Genomic DNA, 21,263 nt, shown 5'->3' with positions numbered 1-21,263 from the left:
CCGCCGATGTCGGCCGTGACGCTACCAGTAAGGCCGTTGCCGCCCAAAAACGGCAAGCCCGCTGAACTGTTGCGGTTTGCTACACAATACGGCACTTACTGCCAGCAATTAGAAAACAACATAAAAATTATTACAGAGTGGGGAAAACTACAAAATGGACTTGGTCGATAAAAGTAATGATGCAGAACAATTGCTGCGTAATACAGAGATTGATAACTATATTAATAGAGTTCGTCCACAGCGGATTAGTGATAATTGCATTGATTGTGATGAACTAATACCCACTGAGCGATTAAATGCAGGTGGTTATATCGTTCGCTGTATTGATTGTCAGTACATATATGAACTTAAGAAAAAACAGGGGCGATTATGATTGATTTTTTACGGCAACACTGGTCGACGCTTAGCTCTCTGGGTGCGTTTGCATTGTCGTTTTTAGTGATGTTTTTAGCGACAAAATTTGCAAAACGTGAAGAGCTGGATGCTATTGCTAGTGATGTATCAAAACTAAAAAAAGATGTCTCGACTATTCAAGGTCAGCTTGAGTCGTTACCAACAAAAGATGACATTCATAAGCTTAATTTAGAGATATCAGGTTTGCGCGGTGATATTAAAGAGATAAAGCCCGAGCTGGCTGGAGTAAAGCGGATCAGCAATCTTTTATTAGAAAACGAATTAAAGGAAAGCAAAAAATGAGCTTTAGACAATTACTAGATGAGGATCGTCGACTAGTTGCACTTCGTGCTTTATGCGACTGTGGCGGCTCAGCAAATGAATCGGTATTACAAACATGCTTGGATCAGTACGGTCATCGCATCAGTCGCGACTCAATGCGCTCATACATGAGCTGGTTAGCTGAGCAAAATCTGATAAAACTTCAAGATGTGGCCGGCTGCTTTGTTGCTGATATTACGGGACGCGGTGAAGATGTTGCAACTGGTCGAGCAATTGTTATCGGCGTAAAAAAACCACGAGCAAGCGACTATGACTAAACAAACACGCGGGCGACCGTCTAAAGTTGACTTGCTACCGCAAGCCATCAAAGATGAGCTACATAAGCTACTACGTGATAAAAGCATGACACAGCAAGATATTCGTGTAGCTATTAATGAGCTTATTGATGAGCATGGTCTTAGTGATGATATGAAACTAAGCCGCACCGGATTAAATCGCTATGCAACCCGCATGGAAGATATTGGCGCTAAAATCCGTCAATCGAGGGAGGTAGCAGAAGCATGGACGGCAAAGCTCGGGGATGCGCCGACGTCTGACGTCGGTAAATTGCTACAAGAAATTGTTAGAACATTAGCTTTTGAAACATCGATGCACATGAGTGAAAAAGGCAAAGCTGTAGAGCCGAAAGCATTAGCACAAATGGCGTTAGCAATTCAACGTGTAGAGCAAGCAGCAATGGCTAGTCATAAGCGAGAAAAAGAAATCCGTGCTGCATTTGCTGAAGAAGTTGCCGAATCAACTGAAAAGGCGGTAAGAACAGCTGGCATGAGTGCCGAAACAGCACAAAATATTAAACAAATGATTTTAGGTATTGCGTAATGACTGAGTTTAAGACTGATATAACAACTGTTTCAGCATCAGTTAATGCCATTTTAAATAATGAATTTAACCCCGATGATGTTTTGCTTGGTTATCAAAAGCGTTGGATTGCTGATTCGTCCGTTTTAAAGGTCGCTGAAAAGTCTCGGCGTACAGGTCTTACATGGGCAGAGGCATGTGATGCAACACTTACGGGCGCAATAAGTCGTGACGCAGGTGGCCGTAATACGTTTTATGTTGGCTCATCTAAAGATATGGCGCGTGAGTTTATTGATGCATGTGCAATGTGGGCCAAGACATTTAATTATGCTGTCAGTGAAATTGTTGAAGAGGCGTTGATTATTAAAAATGAGCGCACGGACGTTTTAACGTTTGTTATCTATTTTTCATCAGGTTTTAAAATTCAAGCGCTTTCATCAAATCCGAAAAACCTGCGGGGTATGCAAGGTAACGTAGTAATAGATGAAGCAGCATTCCATGAATATTTGCCGGAGTTACTCAAGGCTGCTATGGCGCTCACGATGTGGGGGGCAAAGGTTCGTATAATCTCAACACACAATGGCACTGATAATAATTTTAATGAGCTGATCCAAGAGATAAGAAAAAGCAAACGCAAAGGCTCAGTGCATACAATTACATTGGATGATGCGTGTAAAGATGGGCTTTATCGTCGAATTTGCCAAGTTAATCATATTGATTGGACGCAGGAAAAAGAAGACGAATGGAAAGCTGATTTATTAAAAGGCTGTTTTACGGAAGACGATGCGCTTGAAGAATATTATTGCGTACCCAAAAATGGTGGTGGTGCTTATATCTCTCGCGTTCTTATTGATAACGCAGCTAAAGCCGAGCATAAAGTTGTGCGTTACGAAATGCCTAAGGGTCACATGCTTTGGACTGAGCCCGCTCGGACAACTGAAATAACTACGTTTTTTAATGAAAAAATCAAACCGATACTTGATAAATTAAATAAAGAAACTCGCCATGCTTACGGTCAAGACTTTGCACGAAACGGTGATAGGTCAACAATAGCGATTGAGAGTATCGAACAAAGCACAACTCGTAAGATACGATTAACAATAGAGCTTCATGATGTGCCATATAACCAGCAAAAAGAGCTTGCTTTTTTGATTATCGACCACACCCCTCGCGTTATTGGTATTGCAACAGATGCCACGGGTAACGGTGGTTATCTGGGTGAAGCGCTGCTATTACGCTATGGTCAATCAATGGTTGATGCTGTGCATACTACTGAGAACTTTTATCGAGAGTGGTCGCCAAAATATAAGGCGTTATACGAATCTGGTTTTATCGAGATACCTAAAGACGAAGATATTATTATTGACCAACGACATCTGCAGATAATTCGTGGTGTACCCAAAATCGACAAATCACGAGATAAAGGTAGTGATGGTCAGAAGCGCCACGGCGATAGTTGTGTTGCCTACATTATGGCGGTACGCGCAAGCTATATGAATGGGTTTGTTGCTGAGTTTACTACGCTACCAAGTAAGCACGAGCGTGAACGAGCAAAAACAGGTCGAAATAATAGATATGATGATTTACCAAATTACGAAAAAGGATGCTGGTGATGCTGAATTTATTGAAACGCAACAAATCAAAATTTATTGAGCGAACCGAACCCAAATTTAGTTTGCCGACAACAAATAAAGTACCGCAAACGGAAAGGCGGAATGACAGTACAATAGTTATAAAGCGGCATGAAAGCACTCACCCGTCTGTGGGCTTGACGCCTGCTCGAGCAGCGTCAATATTGCTAGAGGCTGAGCGTGGCACACTATACCCTCAGTGCGAGCTAGCTGAGGATATGGAAGAAAAAGATACCCATCTACAATCTGAGCTAGGTAAGCGTCGCCGAGCGGTGCAAGGTTTAAATTGGCATATAGTCCCCCCACCCCGTGCAACGGAAGCGGAGCAACGGGATGCGGAGTTATTGACCGAAATTATAGAGTCTTTTACGTGGTTTGACGATTGTATCTATGATGCAACTGATGCAATTTTGAAGGGTTTTAGCTGTCAGGAGTTTACAGGTTGGGAGCAAGTAGATGGATTAATGTTGCCGACTGGTATTGAATATCGCGACCCAAGTTGGTTTCAGTGTCATCCTGATAATAAAAATGAACTGCGATTACGTGATGGGTCGCTTGAAGGGCAGGAGCTTGCATCGTTCAACTGGATATTTCATACCGCAAAATCAAAAAGCGGTTATCTATCACGAATAGGATTGATTCGTACTTTGGTGTGGCCATTTATTTTTAAAAACTATTCAATACGCGATTTGGCTGAGTTTATCGAGATTTATGGCTTACCGATACGAATCGGTAAGTATCCGGCGGGTGCTACTGACAAAGAAAAAAATACATTGCTAGAAGCTGTCATGCAAATCGGGCATAATGCCGGCGGTATCATCCCGACCGGCATGGAGTTGGATTTTAAAAGTGCAGCTGAAGGCGGTGCAGAGCCGTTCGTCGCTATGGTTAACTGGGCAGAGCTTAGTATGTCTAAAGCTATATTGGGTGGAACGTTAACAAGTCAGGCGGGTAGTGTTGGCTCACAAGCACTAGGGAACGTGCACAACGAAGTGCGCTTTGAAGTTCGTGATAGTGATGCTAAACAATTAGCTGCAACGTTAACCCGTGATTTAATTATGCCGCTGTACATGTTAAACGGTAAATCGTTTAACGATCCGAATCGTCATCCTCGTTTTGAGTTTGATTTAAGTGAACCCGAGGATTTAACAACCTACGCCAGCAATTTGCCGACCTTGGTCAATATGGGCATGAAAATATCAACGGCGTGGGTGCATGATAAGTTACAAATTCCTATAGCTTCTGAAGATGATGACATTCTTAAAGCAGCTGAGCCACAAATGCCTGCGTTTTTAAGTGCTAAAACCCCCAAAGGGTTTGCAACATTAAATGCTAGTCAAGAGGTCGACCCGTTAAAAGCAGCACCTGCTGTAATTACTGGTGATGACTGGCAACAAACAATAGACCCCGTTTTAAAGCCAATTGTTGATATTATTATGCAAAACGATTTAGCAACAGCTAAAAATAAAATTGAAGATCTGTATAGTGATTTAGATAGCGAACAGCTTCAAGATATGATTGCTCGTGGTATCTTTGTTGCTCAGTTATGGGGTCGATTAAATGCTTGATATAGATCTTGGTTATGCAATGAAGTTAGAGCCAAAACTGGCGGTTGATTACTTTCGCTCTAAGGGCTTTAAAATCACGTGGAACTGGCAAGAGATGTCAACACAAGCACACGCTCAAGCATTCACGGTTGCAAAGGCAACCTCGCTTGATGTGCTTGAGTCCATTCAATTAGAGCTTGATAGAGCGCTAGCAATGGGAATAACAGAAAGAGAGTTTAAAAAGAATTTAACGCCCGTTCTTCAAAAGCTCGGCTGGTGGGGTAAGCAGATTAATGTCAACAGCCGCGGAGACGCCGAAGAGGTGCAACTTGGCAGTCCAAAGCGTCTAAGTACTATCTATCGCACAAATCTTGCTACTGCGTATCAGGCAGGCCGTTATCAGCAACAATTAGCTAGTAGCGAAACGCACCCCTATTGGCAATATATTGCAACCATGGATAATAGAACGCGGGCAGCTCATGCTGCATTGCATTTGAAGGTATTCAGATATGACGATTCAATTTGGCAAAAGCTCTACCCACCCAACGGTTGGGGTTGTCGTTGCCGTGTTCGTGCGTTAACTAAGTCGCAAGTTGAACATGAAGGATTGACTGTTGAGTCAAGTAACGGGAAATTGGAAACGTATGAAGTAAATACTGACGCTGATGATGCAGCAGGCGAAGCGTATCAATCTGAAGTGACTCAGTATAAGTCTGGCAGTCAAACAATGCGAACTGATGCCGGCTGGTCGGGCAATGTTGGTAGTGCTGCGATGGGGTCAGATATCAATATTGCCAAAAAACTTACAACATTACAAAACAGAAAACTACGTCAGCAGGTTATTCAATCATTAAATAATGCGCCAGTTCGGCAGAACGCGTTTGCTGAGTGGGTGGGCAATATACTAACAACTCGCCGAGCTGGTAATGCTGTGCAACCATTAGGTTTTATGACTGATGATATTGCAGAGCAAGTCAAAAAAATATCAGGGATTGAGCCAGCTAGGTTATTTGCTGTGAGTGAAAAAAATATATTGCATGCTGACAGCCTAAAACACCAAAAAACCGGCGTTAAATTAACACTAAAAGATTATCAATCATTACCTAAATTGATTGCTGATGCACAAGCTGTGCTGTGGGATAAGCAAAAGAATAATTTGCTTTATATAGCAAAAGGTAGCGACACAATGAAAATTGTTATTAATGCGCCATATAATTTGAAGGGACAGAAAGACGCGCTTGATATCGTAATTAACGCATACAAAGCCAGCATAGTTGATTTGCAGAAGAGCGTAAAAGGCGGGCAGTATGCTGTTCTAAAGGGCGGGATATAAATAACAAAGCCCTGACGTGCAGGGCTTATTGCCGTGGTGGGAGTTGAACCCACATAAACATGTGGCGCTGAGTGTAGCGCTTATGCCGAATTACCGTTATCCGTACACAGCTTAGTGATAACTATAAAACAAGATTAAATATTATGCAAATAGATTATAAGTTCAGTGATGAAGCAATCCAAGCGAGTATAAAGCGCTTGAAAGAACTTGGCACAGACATGACGCCCATTACTCGTGGCATTGCTGCAGTGCTTGCAAGCGAGGCTGATGATGCATTTCAAAAGGAAGCTGACCCTACAACTGGGAAAAAATGGCAACAACTTACGCCGAATTACGCTGCCAAGTTAACGGCCAAAGGGCTGACAGGTAAAATGCTAAATAGAACAATGGGTGGACTTGCAATGTCATTAACTACTGATTTTGATGCGGTTAGCGCGGTTATTGGTTCAAATAAAGTTTATGCGGCTATTCATCAGCTAGGCGGTACGTCTGACATGTCAAGCGCCCCTGCAGCTGTCCCTGCACGCCCCTACATGGGATTATCTCAATACGGTGTCAGGGATATTATCGATATAATTAATATAACGCTCTCTAACGCGATTAAGGATTAGAGTTGATAGATATTGCATACAAAAATATTTAAATGATTCTGGACGTTTTTAAACGTGTTTTAAACGTAGTTTAGTTATTGCTTCCCTCCCCTCTTTTTATTTCTTGTTTGTTTTCTTCCTTAAAAATGTTTGAAACGCCACAAACCCAATAAATTTTCCCTGCCGTTAATCTAGCGGCATGAAAACGAAAAACACACTTAACAAAAACAAGATCGCCATTTTATCAGCAACATTAAATGCGGCTGGCGATGGCTGGTATCAGTTGCTACCAGCAGGCGAATTTAAAGCACGCGATGGTCGCCCTTTCGATATTGAAAGTGGTTGCTGGTTTTTAGATGAAAATATAGCTACTGCATTCATTCAACGCACAATCGATGAAAGCAAAGGTAAGCCGATTCTTATCGATTACGACCACCAAACGCTTCACAAAAATGAAAATGGGCAAAAAGCGCCCGCTGCTGGACGGATTGTTAACCCGTCGCGGGATATAAAATGGATGCCAGATGGAATATATATCAAGCCGCGCTGGACTGCTATTGCTGAATCTGAGATTGCTGACGAGCAATTCAGTGAGTTATCTGCTGTTTTTCCGTACGACGAGAAAGGGCATCCGCTTTATTTGCGGATGGCTGCAATAACTAACGACCCAGCGTTGCTTGAAATTAAATCGTTAGTTGCGCTTGCGGCTGAATTTTTTAACGAAAAAGAACAAAGGGAAATAAAAATGAATGAAGTATTAAGACGCATTCTGGTGCAGCTCGGTGTTTTGGGCTCTGATGATTCAACTGAATTAAATGATGAAAACATAACAGAGTTTGCAAACAAAGCTGCTGAAAAGTTGAATGCGCTAATAGAAGCATCAAAAGCTGCTGTTGATGTAAGTAATGCGCTAGAAAGTGCAACAACAACTGAATCTGCTATCACCGAGATTGTTGATGTTGTTGATAGCTCACTCAGCGAAATTGAAGAAGCAGAAATTATCGTTGAAGAAGCAGCACTAAGCGGTATTGATTTAAGAAAAGCTGTACCGGTTTCGGCATATCAGAGACTTTCCGCACGCTATGCTGCGCTAAGTGCAAGTGCTGGTGATTCAAGTATTAGCGAGTTATTGCGACGCGGGCGGCAGCGTGGGCAGGTTACTAATGCGAATATCAGCTATCTAACCGCCGTTGGTCGCAAGCATGGTGTTGCTGCACTGTCTGCTGCAATTAATGCTATCCCGCCAATTACTGCGCTATCAGCAAAACAAACTAAAGCGATTAATAAGCCGGTCAAGCAAGCGGGGACTGCAGTCTTGTCTGCTAGTGAAAAAGAAGCAGCGCGATTGCTCGGCATCACTGAAGCTGAATTTCAAAAACGTAAAAAAGGAGCAGCAAAATAATGGCTATTGTAACTAATGAGCTGGTACAAAACTTATTTACCGCATGGAAAGGCGATTTTCAAAAAGGCTTGTCTGGTGCTGAACATCAATATTCAAAAGTTGCGACTGTTGCGCCTAGTACGTCACGCTCAACTACTTACGGGTGGCTCGGCGATTTTCCGGCGATGCGTAAATGGATTGGTGAGCGCGTACTGAAAAGCATGAAAGAGCATGGTTATCAGTTAACAAATGATGACTACGAGGGCACTGTCGTTGTTCCAAAAAACGCTATCGCAGATGATGAAGTCGGAGTGTATAGCATGATGTTTGAGGAGATGGGAAACTCGGCAGCAAACTTGCCCGACGAGCTGGTTTTTACGGCATTGACAAAGGGATTTACTACGCTCTGTTATGACGGTCAAAACTTTTTTGATAAAGATCACCCTGTTTACAAAGAAGTTGATGGTTCTGGCAGTGTGGTTAGCGTGAGTAATGTGCTAGAAGATCCGAATTATACGGGGCAGCCATGGTACGTTCTCGATTGTTCTCGAGTGATTAAGCCGCTTATTTTTCAAGAGCGTCAGCAACCAAATCTTATCATCATGAGTGATGACAAGGACGAAGCGCTATTTATGCGCAAAGAACTGCGGTTTGGTGTTGATTCTCGTTGTGTTGCAGGCTATTCATTCTGGCAACTTGCTTATGCGGTTAAAGCACCATTAAACGGCGACAACATCTGGCGAGCAATTGAAAATATGCGAGCAATTCGTGGTGATGGCGATAAGAAATTAGGTATTAAGCCGACGCATCTGGTTGTGCCAACTTCGCTAGAACAAGCAGCAACGAAAGCACTTAAGCGAGGTTTGACAGTGGAGCAAGGCGCAACTGTTGATAACGAGTTGCAAGATCGTCTTGAGCTTGTTGTCGCTGATTATCTTGGTTAATTAAGGTATGTGAAAATGAAACCAAAAATTGAAGTTATCAATAATCGACACGACGGTTATCGCCGAGCTGCGATAGCGCTTAAAAGAGGCAAAAATGAATTTTCAGAACTAACTGACGAGCAAGTCAAAATGCTGCAAGCTGATCCTGAGTTGGTTGTGACAATCATCGATGTGGAAAAATTAAATGAAGATTCTGGTGATAATTGCGGTGCTGGCAGCTCTGCTAGCAATTCAGGTTTGGGTTCGGATGAAACCGGTAAAAAAGAAAAAAGCGATGACGAAGCTGATGGAGCAAGTGGCGAAAGTGGCGCTAAAACTCCGGAAGTTCCTCAATCACATCTTGAGTTATCTCAAGCAGTTGTGGTTGCCTTAGCTGAATCTGATACGTCTGTTTTCTTCAATAAGGACGGTACGCCGAAAATTGCTAAATGGCGCGAGATAACAGGTAACACTGAGCTAAAAAAAGAAGAAGTGATTAAGGCGATTGAAGCTGCAAAATCGGGAGAGTAAGAATGATGTACGCAACAGCGCAGGATATGTATAACAGGTACGGCAAAACAGCTATTAATCAGTTAGCTGATAGTAAAGTTGATGTTGATGACGAAACTGGCGAGCTATTACAAACTCGTGAGCAAATTATTAGTAATGCAATTCTTGACGCATCTGCAGCTATTGACGGATATATCAGCGGGCGTATTACGTTACCTGTTGACAGAGTGCCGGCTGTGCTGGTTCGCGCTGTTTGTGTGCTGGCGTATTACAATCTGTCTGATGCTGTTGCCACTGAAAAAGCCGAAAAAGATAAAGATGACGTCGTTCGCTTTTTAGAAAAAGTTGCAGCTGGGCAAATTAGTCTGGGGTTATCTGTTGATAACAAAAAGCTTGCTGAGGTCGGTGATGTTGCTGTAGTTACTAGCGCCGGCTCGGTGTGGGCTCGTAGTTGTTCGAAAGGATTTATCTGATGAACCAGCTATCACCAACCGCTGCACTTGAAAAAGAGCTGATTGATTGCGTTAAAAGTCATTTTGCGGGTGAAATTAAGACGGTAGAAGCATTGGGTGGCGCATGGACTGATGAAACAATGCGAACGCTGTTAAAGGTTGCACCGGCGGTCTATATTGTATTTATCGGTAATTCGCCCAGTGATTTGCGTTATTGTGTTAAGCAAACATGGGCGTTGTTTGTTTCTGTCAACGTGCTTAATGGCATCAGAATTGAACCAGAAAAAGCATTTCTAATACACGACTATCTGATAAAGCTACTTAACAATCGGCGATTCAATTGTGCAGCTCGTGCAATGCAATTTAGTCAGTCTGCAAACTTGTTCAGCGATTTATCAGCAAAGCGTGGGCTGTTTGTTTATGGTCTCTATTTCACTGTTGATATGCCACTGCCGGCTAATGATGAGCAGCACACAATCGATGATTTTATTACTTACTATCACAAATTTATATCAGTAACCCCTAACTGGGAATCATTAAATACATTGCCACAGGACAATAATAATGACTGAATTTTTTATTAAACCATCAAGTGGCGTCACAGTTCGTGACCCCGAAACATTAGAGCCGTTAGCAGAAAGCGGCGAGTTAAAACCTAAAAATAGCTATTGGCTTCGCAGATTGAACGATGGCGACATCGAAGTCGTTGAGCAAGCAAAGAAGAAAAAGTAAAGGAGCTGAATAATGGCTGTTTCATTTAACACAATACCCAATACAGCGCGCGTACCGCTTGCTTATGTTGAGTTTGATAACTCGCAAGCGATTACGGGTACACCAGTTAAAAACAATAAAACCCTAGTTTTTGGGTTGCGTCTACCAACGGGCAAGGTTAACGCGGGAGAGCCGACGCGTATTACTCGTAAAGAGCAAGCCGAGTCAGCTTTTGGGCGTGGCTCGATGCTTGCTGAAATGTTAAAGGCCTTTTTGCACGCAAATCCCTATGCTGATTTATATGCGTTAGCACTTGATGATGCTGATGACTCGGTACACGCAACGGGTAAAATTACCGTCACCGGCACATGCAGCGCTGCAGGGCAAATTGCATTGATGATTGCGGGTATATCAATCCCTGTTTCTGTTCGTCAAAATGAAACAGCAACAACAATTGCAAATAAAATTGCTGCAGCAATTAATGCTAATACATTACTACCTGTCACAGCGAGCACGGCGGATGCAGATGTGGCGCTAATATGTCGCTGGGGTGGCATAACGGGCAATGATATTGATGTTCGCATTAATTATTATGCGGGTGAGACCATGCCAACCGGCGTTGCTATTGATATTTCAAAAATGGATGGTGGTGCGGGTAATCCAGATATATCGCAAGCTATTGCAGCTTTAGGCGACACGTGGTGGACAGACATTATTAACCCATTCACAGACACCGCTAATCTAAATTTATTAAGTGGTGAATTGCAATCGAGGTGGGACGGTATTCGTCAAATTGATGGACTCTGCTGGATTGCGTACCGAGGCACGCACGCGCAAGCGAGTACATTTGCATTAGCACGCAACGATTATTTATTTACATGCATACCAACAAACATACCACCAGAACCGCCATACATATGGGCTTCTGTTAATGCTGCAGTTTGTACTTATGCGCTAAATATCGACCCTGCTCGCCCTGTACAAACATTAGAGTTAACGGGTATTAAGCCACCAGCAATTGCCGACAGGTGGCAATGGAATGAGCGCAATTTGCATCTATTTGACGGATTAAGTGCTTATAACGTCAATGCAAATGGCAAAGTACAGTTAGATCGCGTTATCACAATGTATCGTGTAAATAAGTATAACGTTGAAGATGTCAGTTATTTAGATGTCGAAACAATTAAAACGTTGTCATATATACGTTACGCAATACGCGCACGTATTACGCAAAAATTTCCGCGTCACAAGTTGGCCGATGATGGTACGCGTTTTGGTGTCGGTCAACCGATTGTAACACCGGCAACCATTCGGGCAGAGTTGATTGCGTTATTTACAGAGCTTGAGATTCAGGGGTTGCTTGAGAATTTTGATGCATATAAGGAGGCCTTAATTGTCGAGCGTGATGCAAATGATAGAAATCGCATTAACGTGCTCAGTAATGATGATTTGGTTAATCAGTTCCGCATTTACGCACATTCAATCCAATTTTTACTATAACGAGGGTTAATTATGCAATATCAAGGTACTGCTATTATTCGCGTTAATGGTCGAGAAATCGAATCATTAACTGGTGCAACATTTACAACAGGCGGGTTTACGCGCCAGTCGGTCAAAGGTGCGCGGGTTTACGGGTTTAATCAAACCCCTATTGAGGCAACAATTAACATGACTATTCCCAATAGCGCTAACACGTCAATCGCTGATCTAAATAATATGACGGATGTCACTATCACATTTGTTCCTGATGCGGGCAAACAATGGTTGATGCCAAATGCTTGGGCAAACGGCAACGCTAGCGTTAATGGAGAAGGCAATATTACTTGTGGCTTTACTTCATGTGAGGCAAAGGAGATTTAAATGCAAATTAAATTAAAAGATGGTTTATTGGTTGGTGATGAGCGTATTACTGAATTAACTCTGCGTAAGATAACAACAGGCGATTTACTCGATAGTGAAGTCGCGGCAGAGCAAGTTAAGTTGACAGCGCAAGGGCATCAGTTAATTGCAAGCTCTGCTGTTATGTCAGCCGAGTTATATCGTCGCAGTGTTGCAAAAATTGGTGATTTAGATGGCCCACTATCGATGGGTCAACTTAAATCATTATCAATTGTTGATTATGATCTGCTTAGAAAAAAGTATAACGAGCTAAACAATCCGATAATCGATGAGGTGGCTGAAAATAGCAAAGAGGGGCGATAAGCTCATGCTCGTTCGTAAGCTCGAACGAGCAGCGCTATCGCTTAGCGCTCGAATTAACGCAAGCCCTGAGTGGATTTTAAAGTTGCCGCTCGACCGTTTTTATAGATACTTAACTTGGACATTTAAAAGTGACAGTAGAGAATAAAGCAAATTTTGTTGTGAACCTTACGGGTAATGTTGCTCAAAAAGCAAAATCGTTTGGCTCTGCTATATCGCAAATAGGCAAGAGTGGCTCTCGCTCGATGCGTTTGATATCATCTGCAATGTCTACGTCCAATAAAATTTTAGATAAATTTGACAATAAATTCGTTGGCTTTGCGACAGGTGGCGGTTTAGTCATGGCTGCAAAAAAAGTTGGTGACTGGCAGCAACAACTCACGGAACTTGGCACGCGTTACAATCTCACTGCTGAACAATCTGATGAATTTTTAAATACTGTGTACGCAACTGGCGCAGCATACAAAATGCCGTACAGCGATGTAATTACAGCACTGGATAAAATGTTAGAGCGCACTAATGACGTGTCTGGTAGTATCAGTAATGTTGATAATATTGCTAAGGCTATAAAAGGTCTTGGGCTAAATGCAGATGAAGCCGGTGCGCATGTTGCACAATTAATGAATAAAGGTTTTACATCTGACAATATTAATAAATTATTTAACGGTGTTGCATCAGCATCAAGGATTGGCACAGGCGATATCAAAGAACAACTAGCTGGCATAATTGAACTAACAAAAGACACGCAATGGCAATCACCCGAGCAATTAATGCAACTATTAGCTATTCAACGGTTAAGTGACTCACATCTTGGTAATAGCGTTGATGCGGCTACTGCAATGCAGTCTTTTAGTAAAGTTATTAAAGATAAACAAGCTCAGAGAGTCTTGCATGCTAATGGCATTAATGTTTATAGCGACAAAGATAAAACTCAATTTAAAGATCCGTCCGAGTTAATGCTCGAGATCGGTAATCGAGCAAAATTCAAAGAGCATAATCTAAAAACGATTTTTCCGGAAAATTTAATAAAGACAACGCAAGCATTTGCTGATTCTAAGCAACAACAAAAACTTCTTAGTGGTGTAAAAATTGAAGACGGGTTGCTTGAAGAAAAAACATCAAAAAATATCAATACCTTTAACGGTGCATTGACGTCACTGACAAATGCGGGGGAAAGATGGGCGCAGCTTAAACTTGCAAAACCAATCCAAGAACTGGCAGATGCAATTAACTCGCTCACACCTGAGCAATTAGATGAGTACACCAGCAAGCTAGAAACGGGTGCAAAAATCATCGGCGGAGCAATTGCGGCACGTTATGCGTATCGAGGCTACAAGAGTATTAAAAACGTGCTAAGTGGAGGTAAGGGTAAGTTAGGAAATGCTGCTGATTCAGCAATATCATCGGCGGATGCGACGCCGGTTTATGTGACAAACTGGGATGAACAGAAAGGAGGTAGAAGCTCGGGCGGCAATAACAACTCAGGCGGAATGAATCTACTTGGAGGTAACTTGTTAAAGCAATGGGCGCTAACACAGCAAATCTATGAAGCATCACGATTAACAGAAGATAAAGTTAAAGACTTGCCTGATGATGATAAACGTAAACAGTTATTTGAATATAATCAACGCGTCGAGAACGATCCGGCGTCATTTTATGATGATGGAAACACTCAAGGTTGGCTAGGCTCTGTAAGTCCCGCACTTGATAACGGTATGCAGAATCTAGGAAAAAAATTGAATAATGCATTTGCAGCTCTAGGTGAATCACTTTCACTTGATGGAAAATCTCGATCATCTTCAATCGTTCACAACGATCAGCAAGCAATAAAAGGTAATGTTCCGGCGCTGACGGAAAAATCAGAAATTGTTTTAAAAATCGAATCGGTCGATGGCTTGACAGTTAAAACAAAATCAATTAGCGCAGCAGATACAGATATTGTTGTGAATACTGGTAAAACATATGGCCGCGGCGGAGGCATGTATTGATGCTGGATTTTTTGAAAAACTTTGGTGCAAAAAACACAGGAAAAGGTTCGTTTCGTGGCGTGTCATTTTATATTATCGATAACGCTGAACGTAGTGGCGGCAATCGATTAATTAAGCATGAATACCCACTGCGCGATGTGGGCAAAATTGAAAATATGGGGCGTAGTACAGCATCAACAACAATCAATGCAGTTGTTGTTGGTAATAACTGTAAAGAGCAAGCTGATGCATTAATTGACGCGCTTGATAATTCAGAGTCGGGCGAGTTACAGCATCCTGATTACAAAACGCAATTAGTCTATATTGAGCAATGGAGCTCACGAACTGTCGCGAGCGAGCAGCGTGTTGTCTATTTTACAATAACATTCACCCCTGACACAGATGAAGACTCTCCCGTTGCTGATACAGATGGCTTATCTATTATGGGGGTTCTGTCTGATATTCTTGGTGCTGATATTGTTAATGATTTTGTAGCTATTTTCGATACTGTTAGTGATGCAATAGAGTTTGTTGAAGATTGTATGGAATTTGGCGAAGCAATAGTAAACAGTATTACTGGCGCGATTCGTGGTATTGCGAGTGGTTCGGGGTTGTCATCGCTGCTGGGAAAAGCTACTTCATATAAAGCAAGTCTAAAAAACTTATTTAAATCACCAAAAAAGACGGCCAAAGAATTGCGTGATTTGCTAGGCAGCATAAGTGATTTACGCAACGATAGCAAGCAAAAGAAAAGCAATAAATCAACAAATCTAGCTAATGCGCCAATAACACAAAAGCAAAGCAGAGACCAAAAAACAGTAACCCCACCCACTCCGCTGTTAAGTGATTTAAATAAGGGAGCGGTACAGGTATTCGAATCTGTTGAATTGAATATTAAAAATGCAACTGAAACAAAACCAAAAAATGATGTAACAAAAGCATTGCAGATGTTTATCGATGTAATTATCGCAACAGAAGTTGCAAAAGCAGTGATTCAAGATGCAACAGCAGCAGTTAAGAAAAATCAATCTGAAGCGATTGTGACTTATGACGATTGTAAGCAAGCAATCAAAAGTCATGGTGATAAGTTGCAAGCACTCATTATTGCTAGTAGTGATATGTACTGGTATCAAACAGCGCAAGCGTTAAAAGATGTTAAGCACGCATTTGTTACTCAGCTAGAAAAGTTATCAACTAAATTGCCGGCTGGAAAAATTATTGCTGCATCACAAACAGAGCCGGCGCTTGTCATGCTCTACCGTGAAACGGGTAACGCTGTACCAGTTGGACAATTTACACGTAGAAATAATTTAAAACATCCAACTTTTTCAATAGGTGGCAAAAATTACGAGGTAATCAATAATGGATAGACCAATTGTTGAGCTCTATGTTGGGCAATTGATATACAGCGGTTGGACTGATGTGCGTATAACTCGCAGTATAGAAGACATGAGTGGCTCTTTTAATTTGCAACTTACGTCAAAAACTGATGTTAATGACGGAGATATAAAAGCGGGTGCTGAGTGTTATGTTGAAATTAATAGCAATCGAGTTATTACGGGCTATATTGATGATGTTGTCATTGATATTAGTGATACAGAGCACACAATCACAGTTGTTGGTCGTGATAAAACTGCTGATTTAATCGATTGTGCGGCAACTCACGCGTCAGGACGCTGGCGTAATGCGTCACTTCAAAAAATTGCCGAAGATTTATGTAGGCCATTCGGTATTGATGTCATCTGGGATGTGAACGACAGTAAGGCAAGCGAACCGTTCAGGTGGATGCAAATAGAGCCGAGCGAGACCGTTTTTGAAATACTGGCACGTGCTGCACGTCAACGCGGCATACTCATGACAAGTGATGTTTACGGCAATCTGGTATTCACAAACGCAGGCGAAAAAAATATAGCAATACTAACGCTCGGCGATAATATCAAAAATTTAAGTATAACACGCTCATGGCGCGATAGATTCAGTCTGTATCGCGTTCTGGGTGATTCTGCGGGCGGGGCGATTTGGGGTGAAACTCAAACAGCAGTGCAATCAACAGCGGTTTATGCAAATGTAACTGATGAGTCGATTACGCGCTATCGCCCTACTATCATTATGTCGGATGACAATATCAACAAAAAAAATGCAGCTGTACGTGGCGACTGGGAACGCCGAAGAGCCGCAGCACACAGCCAACCAATCACGGCCACTGTTCAAGGTTGGCTTTATGATGATATCAATTTATGGTTACCAAATCATCAGGTCTTTTTAACGGCTGAAATTTATGACCTGCTCGCTGAAGAGTTGCTGATTGTTGAGGCTGAATTTGGCATCGGTAATGATGACGGTATAACAACAAAATTACTACTGATGCCGCGTGACGGATTTCTGGCTCCCGCCGATCCGGACAAAAGAGGCGGTAACAGTGCAATTTGGAGATAACAATGTTTAAGCAGCTTCAACGAAAAATAAAATTATTAGTATCACGCGCAGTCGTCAATATTGTTACCGATTCACTCAAACAACAAAATATGCAAATCAATTTACTTGACGGTGAAACTGCTGATGACGTTGAGCGATTTCAAAATTACGGGCACACATCTGTGCCCCCTGCAGGCTCTGAAGCCATTGTTTTATCGGTCGGCGGTAAAAGACAGCATCTTGTAGCGGTGGTTGTTGATAGTAAATCATCGCGATTAAAAGACCTTAAAAGCGGTGATAGCGCACTCTATCACTTAGATGGTCACTATTTGTTATTAACTGAAGAGCAACTTGTAAATCTAGTTTGTAAAAACCTTCACGCAAAAGCTGATGAAAAAATTTTGTTTGAAACACAACAAACCCAATTCACAGGCAATGTTGATATTATTGGCGGTGACAGTAAGGCATCAGGAACAAGCACGGCTGCAGATCATATCAGTGGGGATATTAGTTTTTTGAATCATGTCCACTATTGCGAAAAATGTGGCTCAACAACATCAAAACCGCAGGCAGGATAAATGCAATTAACATGGAACAAACACGCTGCAGATATCGATTATATCTGCGGTAACGAAGTGTTAACCAATATTATCGCATCATTGTTTACTGATGCACGTGCGCATGATGATGACGCGTTACCTAGTGGTGGCACTGACAAGCGTGGCTGGTGGGGTAATTCATTCAGTGATAAAAAAATTGGTTCTCGGTTGTGGTTGCTAAGTCGTGAAAAACAATTGTCATCAGTGTTAAAACGTGCGCAAGAATATGCTGAAGAGTCACTACAATGGATGATTAAAGAACGTTTAATTAAATCTGTAACAGTTGTAGCAGCAAACCCGTCAAATGGCGTTTTAATGTTAACTGTTCGTCCTGTTTTATTAAACAGCAAGGATGTGCCGGAATATTCTTTTACTGCGACTTTAAATAATATTTAAATGGGGTTTAAATGTCATACACACCGCCAAAACTAACCGAACTAATTAAGCGAGCAAAAGGTGACTTTGACGCTGTTGGTGTTCGCTCGTTATTAATTGATGCAATTGCAATGGCACATGCAGGGCAAACTAATGGGTTGTATGAATTTTTAGGATGGATCTCAAGGCAAATTGTGCCACATCTTGCTGATGAGGAAATTTTGTTATTATTTTGCCAATTCTGGGGTATTCAAAGAAAAATGCCTAGCAAAGCTAAAGGTTCGCTTCTTCTAACGGTTCGAGGTGATACAGCTATCACCGCGGGCACTCAGTGGCAAACAAACTCAGGATTAATTATTGAATGCGCTCAATCTGTTTTACTGAGGACAGGCACGGCGGCTGTTGGAGTTGTTGCAATTGAGGAGGGAGCAGCTGGCAATATTAGTGGTGGCATTGAGTTTGAATTAATTTCACCTATTGCCAATGTTGAGAGTAAAGCGGTTTTAAGTGAGACAGGCATGACTGGTGGCGCTGATATTGAAAACATTAGCTCGTTACGCGCTCGTTTACTGTTTCGAGTTCAATACCCGCCCTCAGGAGGCAATAAATGGGATTATATCAGATGGGCACGTGAATGCGCTGGTGTTACGCGTGCTTGGTGCATTCCTGCCCCGCTCTACTGTAATTATGTTACTGTCGTGTTTGTGCTTGATGAACAAGCAAATATCTTACCATCTAGCGATGACTTAAACCGAGTGCGTGAGTATATCAACGGGCATATCAATCCAGTTACTAATCAATTTGAAGGTAAGCCGCCAGCTGCAGAGTTAATTGTAAAAGCACCAAAAACAAAGGCTATTAACCCAAAAATTCGATTGTTTCCCGACACGCCTGAAGCGCGTACAGCAGTTTATAACGCACTGGTTGAATTACTGTATAAGTCGCAATTAGGCGAAAAAATATATCTTTCACATATTCGCGCTGCAGTATCAAATGCTAAAGATGTTATCGACCATCAAATTAATCTAACGACTGATATCGAAGCATCAAGCGACGAATTGATTGTACTGGGTAATGTGACATGGCTATGACACCAGAAGACTATCAAAATGCGGGCTTGCAATTGCTGCCTTCTGGTTATGCATGGAATAAAGAATTAGATGGCGAAAATGCAAGGCTACAGCTCGGATTCGGTTATGAATTTTCACGCGTTGAATCAACTGCAGAGTTGCTACTAAAAGAAGTTGTTCCCTGTGATTCCATGTTACTACTAAAAGAATGGGAAGCGTTTGCAGGACTACCGGACTGCACAACTGACGAAACCACAACTATTGAAATGCGCCACCAAGCGCTATCGGCAAAAATAAAAATGACGCCATCGCTGTGCTCAAAATTTTTGGAAAAAATTGCCGCAGATCGTGGTTACACAATCGAGGTTATAGATAGATACCCGCATCACTGTATGCGCGACATTAACTACCCGCTGCACCCATGGCACAACTGGTGGATTGCATACGTTAAAGTTTTTAATTACGCATCGCATTACATGACTGTATTAGATAACGTAAAAACATATCTAAAGGTCAATGACTATGGTGATTTGCAGTGTTTACTTGAACGCTACAAACCTGCTCACATCAATTTAATTTATGAGGAAGTTTAATGTTTCACTTAGATAACAATAGCGGCATCGATGTGATGCCGGCAATAAAGCAAGCTTTGTCGCATCAATCAAAATGGTTTACTGAAGGTGACACAAAAACACCGCCGAGCCACCCCGGAGCTGATTGGTTTAATATAGTGCAAGCTGAGTTATTGAATATATTAAAAGAGGCTGGTATTTCACCCAAAAAAGACGCTTTAAATCAATTGTCTATCGCTATCAGAGCGCTCGTTAGTAAAGGTCGCGTGCAGCTCAGTTCGGCAGTAGACAGCACATCAGAAACAGAAGCGGCAACATCAAAGGCGGTCAGAGATGCGTTTAATTATGCTAAATTTTCAGACGAGAAAGCGCAGGCAGCATATAATCAAGCCGAAATGGCGCTAAGGGCAGCGGAGGCGCGCGCAACAACAATCTCTGTTGGTCGCGTGCAGCTCAGTTCGGCGGTAGACAGCACATCAGAAACGGAAGCGGCAACACCTCTAGCTGTAAAATTAGCCCGCGACTTGGCGGGGCAAGCTCAGTGGCATGCGAATCATAATGCAGTTCAGAAAACTCAGAAAATCAATGGAAAAAAATTAGATGCTGATATTTCGTTAAGTGCCGCTGATGTTGGGGCACTATCCATATTCGACTTTAACACTATGGTTGGCAACCCAGGTTTTGAAATGACGCCAAAAGGACTGATAAGACAGTGGGGAACGGTTCAATTGCCGCCCGTGGGCGATTACAATTCTGTTGTAATTGGCGGCACGAAATATTATACAAACTATTATCAGATATCATTGCCGATAGCGTTTCCTCACAACTCCGACACGGTGAATGTGACGATGGCCTGCAGTACAATTGAAGTTCAGTCATCAATGTTTGGCACATTTGTGACTGCGAATTTAAGCGGCAGTCCATCAAGATTGACGCTCGCTGTTACAACTCCTGTTCTTGGCGCTGCATTAACAATTCATTACGAAATCATAGGACATTAATATGAAAATATATTTTAGTGGATCAACCATGGGGTTTTATTTTGACGTTATACATACTAATATACCCGATGATGTTGTTGAAATAACACAATCTGAATATCAAAGTTTGTTGGAAAAACAATCAACTGGGTATGAAATTATTATAGATAAAGATGGAAAACCAACAGCAAAAAAAGTAGAGCGTTAGCTCTACGAGCAATAATGGTATCGATAATGAGTCACTCAGAATAATAATTATAGTGATTTTTATTCTGAGTGATATTTGTTTTTATTTTAAATAAGCCGCTACAATCATAAAAGCCATGTGATATTGTATTATGTTAGATTTGATGATAATGTAATTGAGTAATGCCTTGTTTTAGCTCAATTTACAGCAGGCTTTGTGCATTTTAATATGAATACACATTATTAATGCAAAAGTAATCAAATTTTACAGATAGATGTTGCTAGCGCA

28 protein-coding genes are annotated in these 21,263 nt (G+C 41.9%); all 28 read left to right on the top strand.

The annotated features are described in order from the left end of the window. The first annotated feature begins 6 nt into the window (after positions 1–6). The 28 genes from A9G45_RS11600 (at position 7) to A9G45_RS11470 (ending at position 20,996) form a co-directional block, all read left to right on the top strand. Positions 7–171: a hypothetical protein gene (locus tag A9G45_RS11600; protein WP_218057119.1), complete on the top strand. Its 165-nt coding sequence runs from the start codon at positions 7–9 to the stop codon at positions 169–171. Beyond that, positions 155–373, top strand: a complete 219-nt coding sequence (locus A9G45_RS11595) for a TraR/DksA C4-type zinc finger protein (RefSeq protein ID WP_065566632.1) — start codon at positions 155–157, stop codon at positions 371–373. The genes A9G45_RS11600 and A9G45_RS11595 overlap by 17 nt, the downstream gene beginning before the upstream one ends. After that, on the top strand, positions 370–696 hold the full coding sequence (locus A9G45_RS11590; protein WP_065566633.1) for a DUF2730 family protein: 327 nt from the start codon (positions 370–372) through the stop codon (positions 694–696). Before A9G45_RS11595 ends, A9G45_RS11590 begins: the two co-directional genes overlap by 4 nt. Then, a complete protein-coding gene (locus tag A9G45_RS15075) occupies positions 693–992 on the top strand; it encodes a VpaChn25_0724 family phage protein (protein ID WP_065566634.1) in 300 nt (99 codons plus the stop codon). The genes A9G45_RS11590 and A9G45_RS15075 overlap by 4 nt, the downstream gene beginning before the upstream one ends. Further along, positions 985–1,554: a DUF3486 family protein gene (locus tag A9G45_RS11580; protein ID WP_065566635.1), complete on the top strand. Its 570-nt coding sequence runs from the start codon at positions 985–987 to the stop codon at positions 1,552–1,554. Before A9G45_RS15075 ends, A9G45_RS11580 begins: the two co-directional genes overlap by 8 nt. After that, positions 1,554–3,146 carry a terminase large subunit domain-containing protein gene (locus A9G45_RS11575; RefSeq protein WP_065566636.1) on the top strand — a complete coding sequence of 531 codons (1,593 nt, stop codon included), beginning with the start codon at positions 1,554–1,556 and terminating at the stop codon, positions 3,144–3,146. The genes A9G45_RS11580 and A9G45_RS11575 overlap by 1 nt, the downstream gene beginning before the upstream one ends. Next, on the top strand, positions 3,146–4,732 hold the full coding sequence (locus tag A9G45_RS11570) for a DUF935 domain-containing protein (protein WP_081297914.1): 1,587 nt from the start codon (positions 3,146–3,148) through the stop codon (positions 4,730–4,732). The genes A9G45_RS11575 and A9G45_RS11570 overlap by 1 nt, the downstream gene beginning before the upstream one ends. Next, positions 4,725–6,044, top strand: a complete 1,320-nt coding sequence (locus A9G45_RS11565) for a phage head morphogenesis protein (RefSeq protein ID WP_065566637.1) — start codon at positions 4,725–4,727, stop codon at positions 6,042–6,044. Before A9G45_RS11570 ends, A9G45_RS11565 begins: the two co-directional genes overlap by 8 nt. A 143-nt stretch (positions 6,045–6,187) precedes the next feature. Beyond that, positions 6,188–6,655: a phage virion morphogenesis protein gene (locus A9G45_RS11560; RefSeq protein ID WP_081297913.1), complete on the top strand. Its 468-nt coding sequence runs from the start codon at positions 6,188–6,190 to the stop codon at positions 6,653–6,655. 178 nt (positions 6,656–6,833) lie between these two features. After that, positions 6,834–8,036 (top strand): phage protease, encoded by a 1,203-nt coding sequence (locus A9G45_RS11555; RefSeq protein WP_065566639.1) that lies wholly within the window; start codon positions 6,834–6,836, stop codon positions 8,034–8,036. Next, positions 8,036–8,959: a Mu-like prophage major head subunit gpT family protein gene (locus tag A9G45_RS11550; protein WP_065566640.1), complete on the top strand. Its 924-nt coding sequence runs from the start codon at positions 8,036–8,038 to the stop codon at positions 8,957–8,959. Before A9G45_RS11555 ends, A9G45_RS11550 begins: the two co-directional genes overlap by 1 nt. A 15-nt stretch (positions 8,960–8,974) precedes the next feature. Continuing rightward, positions 8,975–9,469: an HI1506-related protein gene (locus A9G45_RS11545; protein WP_065566641.1), complete on the top strand. Its 495-nt coding sequence runs from the start codon at positions 8,975–8,977 to the stop codon at positions 9,467–9,469. 2 nt (positions 9,470–9,471) lie between these two features. Continuing rightward, on the top strand, positions 9,472–9,921 hold the full coding sequence (locus A9G45_RS11540) for a gp436 family protein (protein ID WP_065566642.1): 450 nt from the start codon (positions 9,472–9,474) through the stop codon (positions 9,919–9,921). Continuing rightward, positions 9,921–10,472: a phage protein Gp37 gene (locus A9G45_RS11535; protein ID WP_065566643.1), complete on the top strand. Its 552-nt coding sequence runs from the start codon at positions 9,921–9,923 to the stop codon at positions 10,470–10,472. Before A9G45_RS11540 ends, A9G45_RS11535 begins: the two co-directional genes overlap by 1 nt. Then, on the top strand, positions 10,465–10,632 hold the full coding sequence (locus tag A9G45_RS11530) for a DUF2635 domain-containing protein (protein ID WP_065566644.1): 168 nt from the start codon (positions 10,465–10,467) through the stop codon (positions 10,630–10,632). The genes A9G45_RS11535 and A9G45_RS11530 overlap by 8 nt, the downstream gene beginning before the upstream one ends. A gap of 12 nt (positions 10,633–10,644) precedes the next feature. After that, positions 10,645–12,111 (top strand): phage tail sheath C-terminal domain-containing protein, encoded by a 1,467-nt coding sequence (locus tag A9G45_RS11525; protein ID WP_065572413.1) that lies wholly within the window; start codon positions 10,645–10,647, stop codon positions 12,109–12,111. A gap of 12 nt (positions 12,112–12,123) precedes the next feature. Then, positions 12,124–12,471 carry a phage tail tube protein gene (locus A9G45_RS11520; protein WP_065566646.1) on the top strand — a complete coding sequence of 116 codons (348 nt, stop codon included), beginning with the start codon at positions 12,124–12,126 and terminating at the stop codon, positions 12,469–12,471. Further along, on the top strand, positions 12,472–12,813 hold the full coding sequence (locus A9G45_RS11515) for a phage tail assembly protein (protein ID WP_065566647.1): 342 nt from the start codon (positions 12,472–12,474) through the stop codon (positions 12,811–12,813). Positions 12,814–12,817: 4 nt separating this feature from the next. Beyond that, positions 12,818–12,958: a hypothetical protein gene (locus A9G45_RS14505; protein ID WP_176700869.1), complete on the top strand. Its 141-nt coding sequence runs from the start codon at positions 12,818–12,820 to the stop codon at positions 12,956–12,958. Next, on the top strand, positions 12,942–14,798 hold the full coding sequence (locus A9G45_RS11510; protein ID WP_065566648.1) for a hypothetical protein: 1,857 nt from the start codon (positions 12,942–12,944) through the stop codon (positions 14,796–14,798). Before A9G45_RS14505 ends, A9G45_RS11510 begins: the two co-directional genes overlap by 17 nt. Next, positions 14,798–16,147: a DNA circularization protein gene (locus A9G45_RS11505; RefSeq protein ID WP_065566649.1), complete on the top strand. Its 1,350-nt coding sequence runs from the start codon at positions 14,798–14,800 to the stop codon at positions 16,145–16,147. Before A9G45_RS11510 ends, A9G45_RS11505 begins: the two co-directional genes overlap by 1 nt. Continuing rightward, complete coding sequence (locus A9G45_RS11500; protein ID WP_065566650.1) at positions 16,140–17,213, top strand: phage baseplate assembly protein; 1,074 nt, start codon at positions 16,140–16,142, stop codon at positions 17,211–17,213. The genes A9G45_RS11505 and A9G45_RS11500 overlap by 8 nt, the downstream gene beginning before the upstream one ends. A gap of 2 nt (positions 17,214–17,215) precedes the next feature. Next, positions 17,216–17,770, top strand: coding sequence for a phage baseplate assembly protein V (locus A9G45_RS11495; protein ID WP_065566651.1), 555 nt, complete (start codon positions 17,216–17,218; stop codon positions 17,768–17,770). Further along, positions 17,771–18,187, top strand: a complete 417-nt coding sequence (locus A9G45_RS11490; protein WP_065566652.1) for a phage GP46 family protein — start codon at positions 17,771–17,773, stop codon at positions 18,185–18,187. An 11-nt stretch (positions 18,188–18,198) separates the two neighbouring features. Then, positions 18,199–19,257, top strand: a complete 1,059-nt coding sequence (locus tag A9G45_RS11485) for a baseplate J/gp47 family protein (RefSeq protein ID WP_065566653.1) — start codon at positions 18,199–18,201, stop codon at positions 19,255–19,257. Next, positions 19,248–19,829, top strand: a complete 582-nt coding sequence (locus tag A9G45_RS11480; protein WP_065566654.1) for a YmfQ family protein — start codon at positions 19,248–19,250, stop codon at positions 19,827–19,829. The genes A9G45_RS11485 and A9G45_RS11480 overlap by 10 nt, the downstream gene beginning before the upstream one ends. Then, the gene (locus A9G45_RS11475; protein WP_065566655.1) at positions 19,829–20,809 is read left to right on the top strand and encodes a phage tail protein; all 981 of its coding nucleotides are present in this window, start codon (positions 19,829–19,831) and stop codon (positions 20,807–20,809) included. Before A9G45_RS11480 ends, A9G45_RS11475 begins: the two co-directional genes overlap by 1 nt. A gap of 1 nt (position 20,810) precedes the next feature. Further along, positions 20,811–20,996: a hypothetical protein gene (locus A9G45_RS11470; protein ID WP_065566656.1), complete on the top strand. Its 186-nt coding sequence runs from the start codon at positions 20,811–20,813 to the stop codon at positions 20,994–20,996. The last annotated feature ends 267 nt before the right edge of the window (positions 20,997–21,263 follow it).

Origin of the sequence: Gilliamella sp. HK2, from assembly GCF_001690265.1 — a bacterium.
GTDB lineage: Bacteria > Pseudomonadota > Gammaproteobacteria > Enterobacterales > Orbaceae > Gilliamella > Gilliamella apicola_C.
The sequence above is the reverse complement of the archived record's forward strand: the minus strand, read 5'-3'. Positions and strand labels throughout refer to the sequence as shown.

Bases quoted from the DNA above. Each gene is read 5' to 3' on its own strand.
- A9G45_RS11555 (WP_065566639.1), top strand. From the start codon at position 6,834: ATGAAAACGAAAAACACACTTAACAAAAACAAGATCGCCATTTTATCA.
- A9G45_RS11590 (WP_065566633.1), top strand. From the start codon at position 370: ATGATTGATTTTTTACGGCAACACTGGTCGACGCTTAGCTCTCTGGGT.
- A9G45_RS11530 (WP_065566644.1), top strand. From the start codon at position 10,465: ATGACTGAATTTTTTATTAAACCATCAAGTGGCGTCACAGTTCGTGAC.
- A9G45_RS11485 (WP_065566653.1), top strand. From the start codon at position 18,199: ATGTCATACACACCGCCAAAACTAACCGAACTAATTAAGCGAGCAAAA.
- A9G45_RS11520 (WP_065566646.1), top strand. From the start codon at position 12,124: ATGCAATATCAAGGTACTGCTATTATTCGCGTTAATGGTCGAGAAATC.
- A9G45_RS11525 (WP_065572413.1), top strand. From the start codon at position 10,645: ATGGCTGTTTCATTTAACACAATACCCAATACAGCGCGCGTACCGCTT.
- A9G45_RS11595 (WP_065566632.1), top strand. From the start codon at position 155: ATGGACTTGGTCGATAAAAGTAATGATGCAGAACAATTGCTGCGTAAT.
- A9G45_RS11580 (WP_065566635.1), top strand. From the start codon at position 985: ATGACTAAACAAACACGCGGGCGACCGTCTAAAGTTGACTTGCTACCG.
- A9G45_RS15075 (WP_065566634.1), top strand. From the start codon at position 693: ATGAGCTTTAGACAATTACTAGATGAGGATCGTCGACTAGTTGCACTT.
- A9G45_RS11470 (WP_065566656.1), top strand. From the start codon at position 20,811: ATGAAAATATATTTTAGTGGATCAACCATGGGGTTTTATTTTGACGTT.
- A9G45_RS11560 (WP_081297913.1), top strand. From the start codon at position 6,188: ATGCAAATAGATTATAAGTTCAGTGATGAAGCAATCCAAGCGAGTATA.
- A9G45_RS11480 (WP_065566654.1), top strand. From the start codon at position 19,248: ATGGCTATGACACCAGAAGACTATCAAAATGCGGGCTTGCAATTGCTG.
- A9G45_RS11490 (WP_065566652.1), top strand. From the start codon at position 17,771: ATGCAATTAACATGGAACAAACACGCTGCAGATATCGATTATATCTGC.
- A9G45_RS14505 (WP_176700869.1), top strand. From the start codon at position 12,818: ATGCTCGTTCGTAAGCTCGAACGAGCAGCGCTATCGCTTAGCGCTCGA.
- A9G45_RS11515 (WP_065566647.1), top strand. From the start codon at position 12,472: ATGCAAATTAAATTAAAAGATGGTTTATTGGTTGGTGATGAGCGTATT.
- A9G45_RS11550 (WP_065566640.1), top strand. From the start codon at position 8,036: ATGGCTATTGTAACTAATGAGCTGGTACAAAACTTATTTACCGCATGG.
- A9G45_RS11500 (WP_065566650.1), top strand. From the start codon at position 16,140: ATGGATAGACCAATTGTTGAGCTCTATGTTGGGCAATTGATATACAGC.
- A9G45_RS11575 (WP_065566636.1), top strand. From the start codon at position 1,554: ATGACTGAGTTTAAGACTGATATAACAACTGTTTCAGCATCAGTTAAT.
- A9G45_RS11545 (WP_065566641.1), top strand. From the start codon at position 8,975: ATGAAACCAAAAATTGAAGTTATCAATAATCGACACGACGGTTATCGC.
- A9G45_RS11535 (WP_065566643.1), top strand. From the start codon at position 9,921: ATGAACCAGCTATCACCAACCGCTGCACTTGAAAAAGAGCTGATTGAT.
- A9G45_RS11495 (WP_065566651.1), top strand. From the start codon at position 17,216: ATGTTTAAGCAGCTTCAACGAAAAATAAAATTATTAGTATCACGCGCA.
- A9G45_RS11570 (WP_081297914.1), top strand. From the start codon at position 3,146: ATGCTGAATTTATTGAAACGCAACAAATCAAAATTTATTGAGCGAACC.
- A9G45_RS11505 (WP_065566649.1), top strand. From the start codon at position 14,798: ATGCTGGATTTTTTGAAAAACTTTGGTGCAAAAAACACAGGAAAAGGT.
- A9G45_RS11540 (WP_065566642.1), top strand. From the start codon at position 9,472: ATGATGTACGCAACAGCGCAGGATATGTATAACAGGTACGGCAAAACA.
- A9G45_RS11600 (WP_218057119.1), top strand. From the start codon at position 7: ATGTCGGCCGTGACGCTACCAGTAAGGCCGTTGCCGCCCAAAAACGGC.
- A9G45_RS11565 (WP_065566637.1), top strand. From the start codon at position 4,725: ATGCTTGATATAGATCTTGGTTATGCAATGAAGTTAGAGCCAAAACTG.
- A9G45_RS11475 (WP_065566655.1), top strand. From the start codon at position 19,829: ATGTTTCACTTAGATAACAATAGCGGCATCGATGTGATGCCGGCAATA.